This is a genomic window from Micromonospora sp. NPDC049529 (assembly GCF_055586685.1).
Genome location: NZ_JBVJHT010000011.1, coordinates 144402 through 159064 on the forward strand (window position 1 = coordinate 144402; position 14663 = coordinate 159064).

The 14663-nt window shown below is 73.1% G+C and carries 8 protein-coding genes; 2 read left to right on the top strand and 6 right to left on the bottom strand.

Annotation, left to right across the window (positions count from 1 at the left end; translation table 11 throughout):
• Positions 1 to 52: 52 nt before the first annotated feature.
• The 4 genes from ACZ6QQ_RS20815 to ACZ6QQ_RS20830 all read right to left on the bottom strand — a co-directional run bounded on the left by ACZ6QQ_RS20815 (position 53) and on the right by ACZ6QQ_RS20830 (position 8436).
• Complete coding sequence (locus ACZ6QQ_RS20815; protein WP_465878138.1) at positions 53 to 3514, bottom strand: UvrD-helicase domain-containing protein; 3462 nt, start codon at positions 3512 to 3514, stop codon at positions 53 to 55.
• A complete protein-coding gene (locus tag ACZ6QQ_RS20820) occupies positions 3511 to 6945 on the bottom strand; it encodes an ATP-dependent helicase (protein WP_465878141.1) in 3435 nt (1144 codons plus the stop codon). The genes ACZ6QQ_RS20815 and ACZ6QQ_RS20820 overlap by 4 nt, the downstream gene beginning before the upstream one ends.
• 95 nt (positions 6946 to 7040) lie before the next feature.
• A complete protein-coding gene (locus ACZ6QQ_RS20825) occupies positions 7041 to 7586 on the bottom strand; it encodes an LOG family protein (protein ID WP_465878142.1) in 546 nt (181 codons plus the stop codon).
• A gap of 4 nt (positions 7587 to 7590) precedes the next feature.
• A complete protein-coding gene (locus tag ACZ6QQ_RS20830) occupies positions 7591 to 8436 on the bottom strand; it encodes an LOG family protein (RefSeq protein WP_465878146.1) in 846 nt (281 codons plus the stop codon).
• A 170-nt stretch (positions 8437 to 8606) separates the two neighbouring features.
• On the opposite strand from ACZ6QQ_RS20830, the gene ACZ6QQ_RS20835 reads away from it, so the two are divergent.
• Positions 8607 to 8789 carry a hypothetical protein gene (locus ACZ6QQ_RS20835; protein WP_465878147.1) on the top strand — a complete coding sequence of 61 codons (183 nt, stop codon included), beginning with the start codon at positions 8607 to 8609 and terminating at the stop codon, positions 8787 to 8789.
• A 68-nt stretch (positions 8790 to 8857) separates the two neighbouring features.
• Here ACZ6QQ_RS20835 and dapE read toward each other — a convergent pair whose 3' ends face one another.
• On the bottom strand, positions 8858 to 9931 hold the full coding sequence (gene dapE, locus ACZ6QQ_RS20840) for a succinyl-diaminopimelate desuccinylase (RefSeq protein ID WP_465878148.1): 1074 nt from the start codon (positions 9929 to 9931) through the stop codon (positions 8858 to 8860).
• A gap of 105 nt (positions 9932 to 10036) precedes the next feature.
• Between dapE and dapD the strand changes: the two genes are divergently transcribed.
• Positions 10037 to 10996: a 2,3,4,5-tetrahydropyridine-2,6-dicarboxylate N-succinyltransferase gene (gene dapD, locus ACZ6QQ_RS20845; protein ID WP_465878150.1), complete on the top strand. Its 960-nt coding sequence runs from the start codon at positions 10037 to 10039 to the stop codon at positions 10994 to 10996.
• Between the two features lie 62 nt (positions 10997 to 11058).
• Here dapD and ACZ6QQ_RS20850 read toward each other — a convergent pair whose 3' ends face one another.
• On the bottom strand, positions 11059 to 14424 hold the full coding sequence (locus tag ACZ6QQ_RS20850) for a S8 family serine peptidase (protein WP_465878151.1): 3366 nt from the start codon (positions 14422 to 14424) through the stop codon (positions 11059 to 11061).
• Positions 14425 to 14663: the final 239 nt, after the last annotated feature.

A 14663-nucleotide genomic window follows, 5' to 3' on the forward strand; every position in this document is an offset into this window, starting at 1 on the left:
GGAACCAAAACTGCAACTTGGTCAGCTTAGCACGTACCTGACGCAACGGCTATCAAGCCACCGGCAGTGCGGTGATCAGAGCCGCCAGACCGTCGGCGTCGAGCAGGTCGACCGGACGTACGGTGGCGCCCTCGCGTACGTAGTGGAAAGCGGCCCGGACCTGCTCCAACGGCACCCCGGCCAGCTCCGCCCAGGCCAGCCGGTACGCCGCCAGCTGCACCGCCGCCGCATCCGCCGCCGGTCCCTCCGGCACCCGCCCGGTCTTCCAGTCGATCACGTCGAACCGGCTGCCCGGCCCGCTGAACACCGCGTCCATCCGCCCCCGGACCACCACCCCGGCGACCACTGTGGCAAATGGCACCTCCACCTCGGCCGGCACCCGGTCGGCCCACTCGCTGGCCAGGAACCGCTGCTGCAACTCCACCAGCGCCTCGTCCGGGGCGGCGTCCTCGTCGGCCGCGCCGGGCAGCTCGTCGATGTCGAGCAGTCGACCGGCCCCGAACCGCTGCTCCAGCCAGGCGTGGAAGGCGGTCCCCCGGCGGGCGTACGGGTCCGGCCGGTTCGGCATCGGCCGGCGCAGCGTACGGGCCAGCGTGTGCGGGTCGCGACGCAGCGCCACCAGTTGCGACACGGAGAGGTGTCCGGGGAGCGCGACCTCGATCGGCCCGACCCGCTGGGCCAGCTCGGCCCGCTCGGCGAGGAGCAGATCAGCCTCCCGCCGCCACCGGTCCAGATCCGGGTCAGCACTCGGACCGGCAGCCGGGCCAGCACTCGGACCGGCACTCGGACCGGCACTCGGACCGGGATCCGAATCGGCGGTGGATTCTCCGTCGACACCACCACCGACAGCCGGAAGACCAAGTCGTGGCGGCGGGGCGGTGCCGGCGGCCATCTGCTGGCGGACCAGGGCCGCCGCGTCGGCCATCGCCGGGCGTCGACCGCCGAGCGGATCGGCGGGCCACTCGGCCTTCAGCACCACCTCGGTGGTCGGGTTGACCGCGTCACCGGCCGGCTCCGGCGCCCAGGCGTCGATCACGTATCCGTCGCCGGCCAGGCAGCGGTCGTACACCTCGCGGAGGAAGACCGACGGACCGCGAGCGAGCTTCGCCCCGTCACCCCACCAGTAACCGGAGCAGAGCAGCAGCCGCCGGGGCCGGGTCACCGCCACGTACGCGAGCCGCCGCTCCTCCCGCTCGTCGTGCGCCCGCCACCGCTCGGTGAAGGCGGTGAGCGCCTTCATCACGCCCTTCTGGTCGGCCACCTCGTCGAGGTCCAGCACCGGCAGCCCGTCCGCGTCACCGCGCAGCGGGAACGGCAGCACCCCCAGGCCGAGCAGGTAGTGGTCGGAGTTGCGCACCGGCCCCGGCCAGACGCCACGGGTCAGCCCGGCGACCGCGACCACGTCCCATTCGAGGCCCTTCGCGGCGTGCGCGGTGACGATCTGCACCGCGCCCTCCATCACCTCCAGCTCGCCCGGTGCCAGCCCCCGCTCCTCCTCCTCGGCGGCGGCGAGGAAGGCCAGGAAGCCGGAGAGGGAGGCGTTGGTCGAGTCACCGGAGAACCGGGCGGCGACGTCACCGAGGGCGTCCAGGTGGCCTCGGGCCAGGCCGGCGTCACCGCCCCGGCCGTCCGTACCGGCCCGGACGGCGACCTCCACCTCCAGGCCGATGGTCCGCTCCACGTCCGCCACCAGGTCGGGCAGGGACTGGTCCAGGCGGTGCCGCAGCAGGCCGAGTTCCAGGCCGTACGCGCGCAGCCGGGCATACCCCTCGGCCGAGTACAACTGCGCCGGGCCCAGGTCGGCCAACGCCTCGACCAGGGTGGCGTCGTCCAACCGGTCGGTGCTGATCTCCGGCTCGCCGTCGCTGCGGGGCAGTTCCCGGCGGGCGGCCGCGATGGCCCGGGACCTCTTGTGCAGCGCCACCAGGTCACGCGGGCCGATCCGCCAGCGGGCACCGGTGAGCAGCCGGAGCAGGGCGGCACCGTCGGTCGGGTCGGCCAGCACGCGCAGGGTGCAGACCACGTCCCGTACCTCGGGGGTGTCCAGCAGGCCGCCGAGGCCGACCACCTCGACCGGCAGTCCCCGCTCACGCAGGGCCGCCTCGATCGCCGGGATCTGGCTGCGTACCCGGACCAGCACCGCGCTGGTCGGCCGCCGCTCGACCGGGATGTGCTCGGGCAGCGCCGACGGCATCCGGGCCGCCCCCCGCCAGGCGGCGAGCAGGCTGTCCGCGATCCAGTCGGCCTCTTCCTCGTATGTGGACAGCAGCGCGCAGTGCACGGTCCCGCCGGCCGCCCCGCGCGCCGTCCGACCGGGGATCGGGTCCTTCACCTGCATCGCCGCGGCCAGTTCACTCACCCGGGCCCCGGCGGCCCGCAGTGGCACCGCGAGCCCGTTGGCCACGCCGAGGATCTCCGGCCGGTTCCGCCAGCTCGTGGTGAGCGTCAGGGCGCGGGCGGGACGGCCACCGCCGTGGGTGAACTCGCTCGGGAACCGGTCCAGGGTGCCGGCGCTCGCCCCGCGCCAGCCGTAGATGGACTGGCACGGGTCGCCGACGGCGGTGACCGGGTGCCCGCCGCCGTAGAGCGCGCGCAGCAGCACCACCTGGGCGTGGCTGGTGTCCTGGTACTCGTCGAGCAGCACCACCCGGTAACGCTCGCGTTCGATCGCCCCGACCTCCGGGTGGTCCCGGGCCACCCGCGCCGCCCGAGCCATCTGGTCGCCGAAGTCCATCGCCTCGAAGTCGTCCTTGCGCTGGTCGTACGCGCGGACCAGGGGCATCAGCTTGAGCCGGATCTGCTGGATCGTGAGCGCCTTGCGGACGTCGGCGTAGATCCGGCCCGGCCGGGAACCGACCTCGGCGTAGAACCGCCCGGTCCAGGCGGCCAGCTCGTCCGGGGTGACCAGGTGCTCGGCCAGTTCACCGGCGAGGGCCAGCACCGCGTCGGTGATGGTGCTCGGCATCCGGTCGACGTCGGACATGTCCCCGTCGTAGGTGCGCACCAGCAGGTCGGCGAGCTGCCACCGGGAGGCTTCGGTGAGCAGCCGGGTGGACGGCTCGTACCCGGCCCGCAGCCCGTGCTCGGTGACGATCCGCGCCGCGTACGAGTGGTAGGTCGCCACCGTCGGCTCACCGCCGAACTGGTCGCCGTCGGGATCCCGACCGTCCCGCCCGAGCCGGCGGACCAACTGGTCGAGCCGGGTACGGATCCGGTGCGCGAGTTCCCCTGCCGCCTTGCGGGTGAAGGTGAGCCCGAGCACCTGCTCGGGTCGGGCGTACCCGTTCGCCACCAGCCAGACCACCCGGGCGGCCATCGTCTCGGTCTTGCCGGAGCCGGCACCGGCCACCACCAGCAGCGGTTCGACCGGCGCGGCGATGATCGCCGCCTGTTCCCGGGTGGGTGCGTGCAACCGCAGCAGCTTGGCCAGCTCGACCGGGGTGTAGCGCGGGCCGGCGTCGGCTGTCCGCGACGGCGGCGGCGCCGGCGCGGCGAACAGCGACGACTGGCTCAATCCTGCTCTCCACGCTGGGTCGGCGGCGTCATCCCCGGCCGCCGGGCGGGTGGTTCGACCACCTGGCGGCCCTTGCCGGAGACCGGGCAACTGGTCCGGACCGGGCAGACCCGGCACTTGCTGTTGGCGACCGCGGCGAAGGTCGAAGCGGCCATCGTATCGGCGGTACGCCGGACCATCGCCCGCGCCCAGCCGGCCTCGTCGCCCGCACCGACCGGGGCCTGCCCCTGTTCCCTGGCGTCCTTGGCGCCGGTGCCGAGCTGCACCAGCGCCGCCCCGCCGGACTCCTCGCCGAACTCGGCGAACGCGCCCGCCTCGACCGCGGCCTGGTAAGCGCCGAGCTGCGGGTGTTCGGCCAGCTCGGTGCCGGTGACGGCGGTGGACTTGCCGGTCTTGAGGTCGATCACGACCAGCCGCCCGTCGGCGTCGACCTCCAACCGGTCCACCCGGCCGGTCAGCTCGATCGGCCGGACCGGGTCGTCCAGCCGGACGGCGAACTCGTGCTCGATGGCGAGCAGCCGGCGCGGGTTGCTGGCCAGCCAGCGGAGCAGCTTGTCGACCATCGCCTCGGCCCGCTGCCGCTCCGGACCGGCCATCCACCGGGCGGCCAGGTCGATCACGTCGAACCGGGCGGTGACGTACTCGATGAGTTGGGACCGGTCGGCGCTGGCGTCCTCGGCCAGCATCGCGGCGGCGTGCACCAGGTTGCCGACCCCCTGTGCACCGCTGGCCGGGGCCGCGCCGCCGTGCCGTTCCAGCAGCCAGCGCAGGCTGCACCGCAGTGCGCTCTCCATGCTGGACGGGGTCACCCGGACCGGTTCGCCCTCGTCGACCAGCGGCCGGTCGTCGGAGAGGGCCCGCAGGCCCCACCAGTCGTCGGGGTGGGCGCCGGGCACCCCGGCGACGGCGAGCCGGGCGAGTTGGGCCGCCGCGCCCTGGCGCCGCTGGTCGGACGCGGCCGGGTCGATCACCACCGTACGCAGCTCCGCGACCAGCGCCGGCAGGGTGAGCGCCCGGGGTGCCCGTTCGACCGGCAGTTCCGTCGACTCCTCCTCCGCCGGCTCGTCTCCGCTCGGCCCGGCTTCCGCCGGATTGTGCGGGGGCGAGCCGTGCGGATCGGGGGGCGGGGTGGGGTCCGGGTCGGAACCGACCGGGCGGGAGCCGGGGTCGGCGGGAGGGGCCAGCTCGTAGAGGAACCGGCTCGGTTGCTCCTCGTGGTCCATCCCACCGACCGCCGCCGAGGCGACCGCGCTGACCAGCAGCCGGCGCCGGGCGCGGGTGACCGCCACGTAGAACAGCCGCCGCTCCTCGTCCAGCAACGCCGAGGTCTGCCCGACCAGGCTGGCCGCCAGCCCGCTGCCGTCGGACCGGCCGGCGAGCACCTCGACCAGCCGCTCCGAGCCGAGCAGGCTGCCGCGCAACCGCAGGTCCGGCCAGGTCCCCTCCTGTACGCCGGCCACCGCGACCAGGTCCCATTCGAGCCCCTTGGCCGCGTGTGCGGTCAGCAGCCGGACAGCCTCGCCGGGATCGGCGCTCGGTGCCAGGGTGTCGGCGGGCAGTTGCTGCCCCAGCACGTGGTCGAGGAACACCTCGGTACGGGCACCCGGCAGCCGGTCGACGAACCGGGCGGCGGCGTCGAAGAGCACCACGATCGCGTCCAGGTCCCGATCGGCGGCGGCGGCCCGCCAGCGGGGCGCGTTCTCCCCCTCGCCGGTGGCGGTCTGGCCCCGGCTGACCGCGCCGGACCACCGCTCGGCCAGCCCGCTGTCCTGCCAGACCGCCCAGAGCACCTGTTCGGCGGTGGCTCCGGGAGCGGCGGCGGCGGTCCGGGCGGTGGCGAGCAGCCCGGCGACCGCCTGAGCCGGTGCCGCCCAGCGTCGTTCGATGGCGGCCAGTTCGGCCGGGTCGCGCAGCGCCTCGACCAGCAGCTCCCCCGAGGGCCGGCGGTCTCCGGCGGCTAGGGCGAGGGCGCGTAGGCCCTGCCGCAGCCGCCGTTCGGCCAGCGGGTCCGCCCCGCCGAGCGGCGAGTGCAGCAGCGCGACCGCCGCCTCCTCGTCCAGCCGGTCCGGCTCCAGCGCGCAGCGCAGCAACAGCAGCAGCGGCGCCACCGCCGGTTGCAGGTGCAGCGGCAGGTCCTCTGCGTGTACGACGGTCGGCACCCCGGCGGCCTGGAGTGCCCGCTGCAACGAGGGCAGTTGCCGGGGCGCCGAACGGACCAGCACCGCCATCCGGGACCAGGGCACCCCGTCGATCAGGTGGGCGGCGCGCAACGCGTGCGCCAGGTACGCCGACTCGCCGGTAGCGGAGCGGAACGTACGGACCTCGACGGTGCCGGGTTCGGTGTCCGGCAGCGGTGCGAGTTGCCGGTGCGCGATCGGTCCGCGCAGCCGGCGGGCCACCCGGGCGGCGGCACCGAGCAGTCCGGCGCCGCTGCGGTAACCGGTGCCGAGCAGGATCGTCCGGGCCGGGGCGCCGGAGGCGGTACGGAACCGGTGCGGGAAGGCGGCGACGCCGGCCGGGTCGGCACCCCGGAACGCGTACGTGGAGGAGTCCGGGTCGCCGAACGCGACCAGTGGCTTGCCTCCCCCGGCGACCAGGGTGAGCAGTTCAAGCTGGGCCGGGTCGGTGTCGGCGAGTTCGTCGACGTACACGTGGGTCAGCCGGCGCCGCTCGGCGGCGAGCAGCTCCGGGTCGTCGGCGAGCAGCCCGCTGGCGGCCCGGACCAGTTCCGCCGGGTCGTACGCGATCGAGCCCCGGCCGGTCGCGTCGCGCAGCGCCAGGACGGCCACGTACTCACGCAGGAAGCGGGCGGCGGCCGGCCAGTCGGCCCGGCCCAGGCGCTCGCCGAGCCGGGCCAGTTCGACCGGTCCGACCCCGCGTTCGGCGGCCCGCTGCATCAGGTCGCGCAGCTGTCCGGCGAAGGCCCTGGTCCGCAGCGCCGGCCGGAGTTGTTCGGGCCAGCCGATCCGGTCGGTCGACGGGTCCGGGTCGGCCGGGCCGTCCTCGCCGACCACGTCGAGCAGTTCACGGATGATCAGGTCCTGCTCGGGACCGGTGAGCAGCCGTGGTGACGGCTCGCCGCGTTCGGCGGCGGCCCGGCGGAGCAGGCCGAAGGCGTAACCGGAGAAGGTGCGTACCAGGGGTTCGTGCATCACCCGGGCGCCGATGCCGGTGACCCGGGCCTCGATCCGGTGGCGCAGCGCGGTGGCGGCCCGCCGCCCGAAGGTCAGGACGAGGATCCGTTCCGGGTCGACTCCCCCGGTCACCCGGGCGGCCACCGCCTCGACCAGGGTGCCGGTCTTGCCGGTGCCCGGCCCGCCGAGTACGAGCAGCGGCCCGTCGACGTGCTCGACGACCTGCTGTTGCCGGGGGTCGGCGACACGCGCCGGCACGGCCTCGGCCGGCCGACGAACCAGCTGGTACGCCTGCACGCCGCCCATCACACCATGCCGCCCCGACGCTGCCGGGTAGGTAGGGGCCGCCTGTTGACGTCAGGCGCCCCGACCGGGTGACCGGGTGGTTGCGGTCAGTGCAGGCGGCCTTCGATGGCGTCCAGCGCGGCGGCCACCGAGTCGACCACGACCAGCAGGTTCATCGCCCGCTGGTGGGCGAAGTGGGTGGGGGCGAGCCCGGTGAGCCAGTCGAGCAGCCCGGTGTAGAAGCCGTCCTGGTCGAGCAGGACCACCGGTTTGTGGTGCACGGCCAGGGTGCCCAGGGTCCAGACCTCGAAGAGTTCGTCGAGGGTGCCGAGCCCGCCGGGCAGGGTGAGGAACGCGTCCGACTTGTCGATCATCGCGATCTTGCGGCTGGCCATGCCGTCGGTGATCACGAGTTCGTCGGCGTTGCGATCGGCGACCTCCAGGTCGACCAGGGCCTGCGGGATGATGCCGAGGGTGTGACCACCGGCGGCGCGGGCGCCGTCGGCGACCGCGCCCATCATGCCGACGCAGCCGCCGCCGGAGACCAGGGTGTGGCCGCGTCGGGCGAGTTCACCGCCGGTCTCGGTGGCGAGGTCGAGCCAGCGCTGGTCGAGGGTACGGGAGGAGGCGCAGAAAACGCAGATGGCGGCCATCGACTTACCCTTCGCGAGTGGTGGAAGCTGCCTGCTGGTCGGCACCCGCCTGGGCGATGGCCGTCTCCTGGAGCGCTTCCTGCTCCGCGGCGAGCGCGGCGTCTGCGTCGATGATATGCCCGACCGCGGTCGTCACATCATCGGTGACCAGTATCAATTCGAGGTCGGCGGCACCGATCTTGCCGGTCGCGGCGAGGGTGTCCCGCAGCCAGGCGAGCAGCCCGCTCCAGTACGCCTCGCCCATCAGCACCACCGGGAACCGGGTCACCTTGCCGGTCTGGACCAGGGTCAGCGCCTCGAAGAGTTCGTCCATGGTGCCGAACCCACCGGGCAGTACCACGAACGCCTGGGCGTACTTGACGAACATGGTCTTGCGGGCGAAGAAGTAGCGGAAGTCGATCGCCATGTCGACCCAGTCGTTGATGCCCTGCTCGAACGGCAGCTCGATGCCGAGCCCGACGGAGAGACCGCCGGCGTCGGTGGCGCCCCGGTTCGCCGCCTCCATCACGCCGGGGCCGCCGCCGGTGATCACCGCGTACCCGGCGCGGGCGAGCGCGGCGCCGAGTTCTTCGGCGAGCTTGCACTCGTCGCTGTCGGGCAGGCTGCGCGCCGAGCCGAAGACGCTCACCGCGGGCGGCAGGTCGGCCAGGGTGTCGAAGCCCTCGACGAACTCGGAGAGGATCCGCAGCGCCCGCCAGGCGTCCTTGGTCTTCCAGTCGGCCCGGCTGCGGGAGTCGAGGAGGCGCTGGTCGGCCGTACTGGATGGGATGGCGTCGCGGCGCAGGGTGACCCCGCCGCCGTGCCGTTCCGGCCCCCGGACCCGACCGCTACGTCCCTTGCTGTGGCTCATGCGTCCACGGTAGTGGGGCGGCCCGGCCCCGTCGGCAACTCACCCCGGCTGTCGGAAAAGTGCACGGGCCCGAGTGCAACCTAACCGCGCTCGGATGCGTCTTACTATTCACATACCGGGTATGCAGGGGGTCCGGCAGCGCCGTCGGACGCCTTTGGGGGAGGCGCACCGTGATCAACAATAACGAGATCATCCGGCTCCGGCGACAGATGCACCAGCGAATCCGTGCCGTGGTGGCCGAACGCCGCGTGGCCCGCCAGCAGGACCCGGCCGACGACAACACGTTCGACCACTCGACGGTGCCGTCGGAAACGCCCACCGGTTCCGCCGACAACTCGTTGGTCGGCGGCTAGGTCGGACTGATCAGCGGCTGGGCCGGCCGGGCCCGATCCGGCCCGGCCAGCGCCGACGAGCCGCCCGATCAGACCGGCGCGAGCCAGCGGTGCAGGGTGGCCGCCCCGTCGCGGATCTTCCCGATCTCGACGTGCTCGTCCGGCGCGTGTGCGAGGTTCGGGTCACCCGGACCGAAGTTCAGCGCCGGGATGCCGAGCGCGGCGAACCGGGCCACATCGGTCCAGCCCAGCTTCGCCACCGGCTCCTCGCCGACCGCCGTCAGGAACTCGCGGGCCGGCGCGGCACCGAGGCCGGGCAGCGCCCCGGCGGCCACGTCGACCAGGTTCACCTCCAGACCGGCGAACACCTCGCGTACGTGCGCCTCCGCCTGCTCCGGCGACCGGTCCGGCGCGAACCGGTAGTTGACCTCGATCTCGCACCGGTCGGGCACCACGTTGCCGGCGACCCCGCCGTGGATGCCGACCGCGTTCAGACCCTCCCGGTAGACGCAGCCGTCGATGGTGACCGTGCGGGCCTGGTAGGCCGCCAACCGGTCGAGCGCCGCACCGGCCGCGTGGATGGCGTTGTGCCCGCGCCAGGACCGGGCCGAGTGGGCCCGCCGGCCGGTGGTCGCCACGATCGCCCGCAGGGTGCCCTGGCAACCCGCCTCGACCACGCCGTACGTCGGTTCGAGCAGCACCGCGAAGTCGGCCGTGAGCCACTCCGGGTGCTCCTTCGCGACCAGGTTCAGCCCGTTGTAGCGGCTCTCGATCTCCTCCGCCTCGTAGAACAGGTACGTCACGTCGTACCGGGGTTCGGCCAGGCTCACCGCCAGGTGCAGGGCGTACGCCACGCCGGACTTCATGTCCGAGGTGCCGCAGCCGTAGATCAGGTCGCCCTCCCGGGTCGACGGGAAGTTGTCGTTCAACGGCACCGTGTCCAGGTGCCCGGCCAGCACCACCCGCTGCGACCGGCCCAGCTCCGTACGGGCCATCACCGTGTTCTGGTGCCGTCGCACGTCCAGGTGGGGAACCGACCGCAGCACCTCCTCGACGTGGTGCGCGATCTCCTTCTCGTTGAGCGAGACGGACTCGATGTCGACCAGGGCGCGGGTCAACGCGACCGGATCGGCCAACACCTCGGGGGTCAGCGGGTTCTCCATGTCCGGCACGGTACCGTCAGGATTGTGCGGGCGCGGACCGAGCGGCCGAGCTGTGCTGTCCATGACTCGCAGGGCCCCGCAGCTTCCGAGACGAAGGATGACTCGATGACTTCCGCGCAGCCCGCCTGGGGTATCGGACTGGCCACCGTCACCGCCGACGACCAGGTGCTCGACACCTGGTACCCGACCGGCAAGCTGGGCTTGGGCGCCCTGCCGTTGGTCCCCGGCGAGGAGCAGGCGGACGTACTCGACCTGCCGCCGGGAGCGGTCGGCGAACGGGCGCTGCCCGGTCTGCGTACGGTGGTGTTGATCACGGAAATTGGTTCGCTGGCCGACCCGATCAAGGACGCCGCCGACGCGTACCTGCGGTTGCACCTGCTCTCCCACCGCCTGGTGCGGCCCAACGAGCTCAACCTCGACGGCATCTTCGGGCAGTTGGCGAACGTGGCCTGGACCTCGGCCGGGCCGTGCCCGCCGGAGCGGGTGGACGAGCTGCGGGTGATCGAACGGGCCGCCGGCCGCCACCTGGCCGTGTACGGGGTGGACAAGTTCCCCCGGATGACCGACTACGTGGTGCCGTCCGGGGTCCGGATCGCCGACGCCGACCGGGTCCGGCTCGGCGCCCACCTGGCGCCCGGCACCACGGTCATGCACGAGGGCTTCTGCAACTTCAACGCCGGCACCCTGGGCACCTCGATGGTGGAGGGCCGGATCGTGGCCGGGGTGGTCGTCGGCGACGGCTCCGACGTCGGCGCCGGTGCTTCGATCATGGGCACGCTCTCCGGCGGCGGCAAGGAGAAGATCCGCATCGGCGAACGCAGCCTGCTCGGCGCGAACGCCGGAATCGGCATCTCGCTCGGCGACGACTGCGTGGTCGAGGCGGGTTGTTACATCACCGCCGGCTCCAAGATCAGCCTGCCGGACGGGACCGTGGTCAAGGCCCGCGAACTCTCCGGCGTGGCCGGGCTGCTGTTCTGGCGCAACTCGGTGACCGGCGCCCTGGAGGCCCGGCCCCGCACCGGCCACGGCATCGAACTCAACGCCGCCCTGCACGCCAACGACTGACACCCGACGGGTACGGGGTGCCGGCTCGACCGAGCCGACACCCCGCCCTCGTCGCCGAGCGCCTACTTCAGCTTGTACGCCCGGATGACCTGCTGGGTGACCGTGTTACCGGCCGAGTCGGTCGCCTTCGCCCGCAGCGACGCGTACGTCGCCCCGGCGGGGTGCCGTACACCCGCCACCCAACCGGACCTCACGGACCGGACATCCGCGTCCCGCCAGGTACGCCCGTCGTCGTACGAGACCTCGACGGTCAGCCGCCGCACCTGCGCGTCCGGCGCACCGGGCTGCCGCTGCACGGTCACCGGGATGTCGAACTGCCGACCGGCCGGAGCCGCGTTGGTCACGTCGAGCCTCGGCGCGTACCGGATCGCCATCGCCGGCAGCTTGGCGAACTCGTCACCGGGCACCTCCCCGGAGCGGAACGTCCACGCCACCTCGGTCGAGGTGGCCAGCTCCGCCACCGTCCGGGTCGCCGACACGGCCAACCGGTAGTCGGCCTTACCGGCCGGCACCTCGAACTCGCCGTAGCCCGGATCGGGGCTCTCGCCGACCAGCTTGCCGTTGCGGTAGAGCGCGGTCCGGGCGGTGCTGGTCAGCGAACCGCCGCCGTGCCCAGCGGCGTCGCTGTAGATCGACACGCCGACCCCGATCAGGTTCCCCTGCCGGACCAGACCCTCGCCCGGCCACCGCGATTCGGGGAACGACGGCCCGTACGGCGCGGAGTTCCACACCCGCTGGTAGTCCCGCCCGGCCTGGTACGCCGTCGGCCGCGACTCCAGCACCGCCTGGGTCTGCGGGAAGCCGTCGTCGCTCGGGACGGTGAACTCCAGTGCCGATTCCCAGCGGATGCCGGGGTCGGTGCTGACGTACTCGACCCGCTGCCCCGGCACCTTCACCGGCAGGACGATCGCCCAGCCCCCGGTGTTCGCCTCGAACTCCGGGAACACCAGACGGTAGGCCTCCTGCCCGTTCAGGGTGCCCCGGAAGTCGTTGCGCACCGTCGCCAGGTCCCGGTCCCGGTAGTGGCGGACGTACCCGTTCGGGAACCGACCGGGGAAGAAGTCGGCGAGCGCGTACAGGTAGGGGCTGTTGGCGAAGTCCTCGTCCGGACCCGGCTCGCCCCACTGGTGACCGATCTGGGCGCTGAAGCCCTCCGGCCCCGTACCGCTACCGATCGGGCCGGCGGTGAGGTTCTCGAACGAGAAGGCCAGCGTGCTGGTGCCGAAGCCGCCGTCGTCGGTCAGCCAGTTCGCCGTGAGGTCGATCAGCGCCGGTGCGGCGGACCGCTTCGGCACCGTCACCTGGACCGGCCGGGCTCGGCGGGCGTCGAGCGTGATCGAGGTGTTCCCGCTGACGACCAACTCCGGCTGCACCAGCATCGTGGTGTCGTACTCCTCCTCGGCCCGCTCGCGGAACAGGTTGGCGTTCAGCCCGTACCGCCCCTTGGGCAGCCGTACGGTCAGGGTGCCGTCCTCCTCGTACAGGCTGGTGAAGAGGTAACGGTCGAGACCGACCAGCAGGGTGCTGTACTCGACGGCCGGGTTGCCGACCTGGTCGATGTGGGTGAGCGTCAGGTCGTAGCTCTCGACCTCCTTGTGCACCCCGACCGGCGTGGTCACCACGGTCGATCCGGCGGTGGCGGTGAGCCGGCCGGACCAGTAGCCGTCCGCGCTGGCCACGCTGGTGTCGGCGGTCACGGTGACCGCCGCTTGGCCGCCGGCGGGCACGGTGACCCGGTCCGCGCTGACCCGGAACAGGCCGGCCGGTGCGGTCGCCCCGTCCGGGCCGGCGATCTGGAGCGCCAGCTCCAGGGTCAGCTCGGCGCTGCCGGGGTTGCGGTAGGTGACGGTCCGGGTGACCGCCTCGTCGTCCGCGTGCGGCCAGCTGGCGCGGCCGAACGAGAGGCTGGCCGGGTCGGTGGTCACCGGCTGGGTGATGGCGCGGGCCACGTCGACCCGGCCGGCTCCCTGCTGGTACGCGGTGAGCGTCGGGTCGGGCTTGGCCGAGGCCATCAGCGTCGACTTGAACTGTGCCGCGCTCCAGTCCGGGTGCTGCTGGCTCAGGAGCGCGACCGCTCCGACGACGTGCGGGGCCGCCATCGAGGTGCCGGAGAGGCTCACGTAGTGGTCGCCGACCGGGGCGCCGAGTTCGGTGCCGGCGCCCTTGGCCGCGACGATGTCGACGCCGGGCGCGGTGATGTCCGGCTTCACGGCGTCGTCGCCGACCCGGGGGCCCTTGCTGGAAAACTCGGCGAGCTTGTCGTCGCGGTCCACCGCCCCGACGGTCAGGGCGGCGTCCGCGCTGCCCGGCGAGCCGACCGAGGCGTCCGAGTAGTCGTTACCGGCGGAGATCACGAACAGCGTGCCGGTCTGCGCGGTGAGGGTGTTGACCGCCTCTTCGAGCGGGTCGATCTCGGGCGTGTCGTAGCCGCCGAGGCTGATGTTGACCACGTCCGCCTGCTTGTCCACGGCCGCCCACTGGAGCCCGGCCAGGATCGCCGACTCGGTGCAGCCGTAGGCCTCGCAGACCTTGCCGGAGACCAGGGTCGCGTCGGGCGCGACGCCCCGGTACTTGCCACCGGAGGCGGCACCGGTGCCGGCGATGATCGAGGCGACGTGGGTGCCGTGGCCGACGATGTCGCCGGGTTCGGCCTCCTCGCTGAAGTTCCGCGCCTCGGCGACCTTGCCGACCAGGTCGGGGTGGTTCACGTCGACCCCGGAGTCGAGCACCGCGACGGTGACGCCCCGACCGGTGAAACCGGCCTGGTACGCGGCCGGCGCGCCGATCTGCGCCACGCTGTGGTCGAGGTTCAGCTGCCGCTTGCCGTCCAGCCAGATCTTCTCGATCCCACCGGCGGTGTCGGCGCGGGCGGCGCTGCCCTGACCGGTGGTGACGCCGGCCCAGAAGGCACCGGCCCCGGCCTTGGTGGCGGCGACCGCGGCCCCGCCGATGGCGGGCAGTTCCCGGGTGACGCTGGCGCCGACACCGCGCAGCGTGCCGGTGGCGGAGGCCACGGCTCCGGCGCGGTAGGTCACGATCAGCGGCAGATTGTCCCGCGCGGCATCGTGGTAGCGGGCCTGCACCAGCCCGGTGATGTTGAACAGGCGCCGGTCGAGCTGTCCCGACCGGATCAGCCGGGACGCGTCCCGCGGAATCACGTACAGCCCGTCCGGTTCGTAGTTCGCGACGAACTGCATCTTCTCGCGTCCCTTGCCCGGCTGCACCGCACCGGTACGGGCCTCGGGCGACGCGAGCGTGACCCGGTCACCGGTCAGCAGGGTCACGGTGACGGGCTGGGCCTGTGCCCGTGCGGTCGGCGCCGCCGGCTGCGGCTTCGCCGCCGTCGGTACGGGTGCCGCCAGGCCGGCCGAGCCGGTGCCGAGCACCAACCCCGCCCCCAGTACGACCGCGGTCAATCTCCTCGGCATGTGCAACGCAAACCTCCCCGGTCGACATCCAACGGATGCCAGGTCCTGCATGGACACCGGTCAGCATTGCATACTGGGTATGCATCTGATACCCCTGAGACCATCGACAATTCGACCATCTCATAGCTAGTGATCATTTCCGGCACTCCACCCACATTCGACGGAGTCGATCACCCCAGGCACTGCTCATGACGCACCAATACGATCTCCGACGCGTCGACGGTGGTCCGCACCCTCCG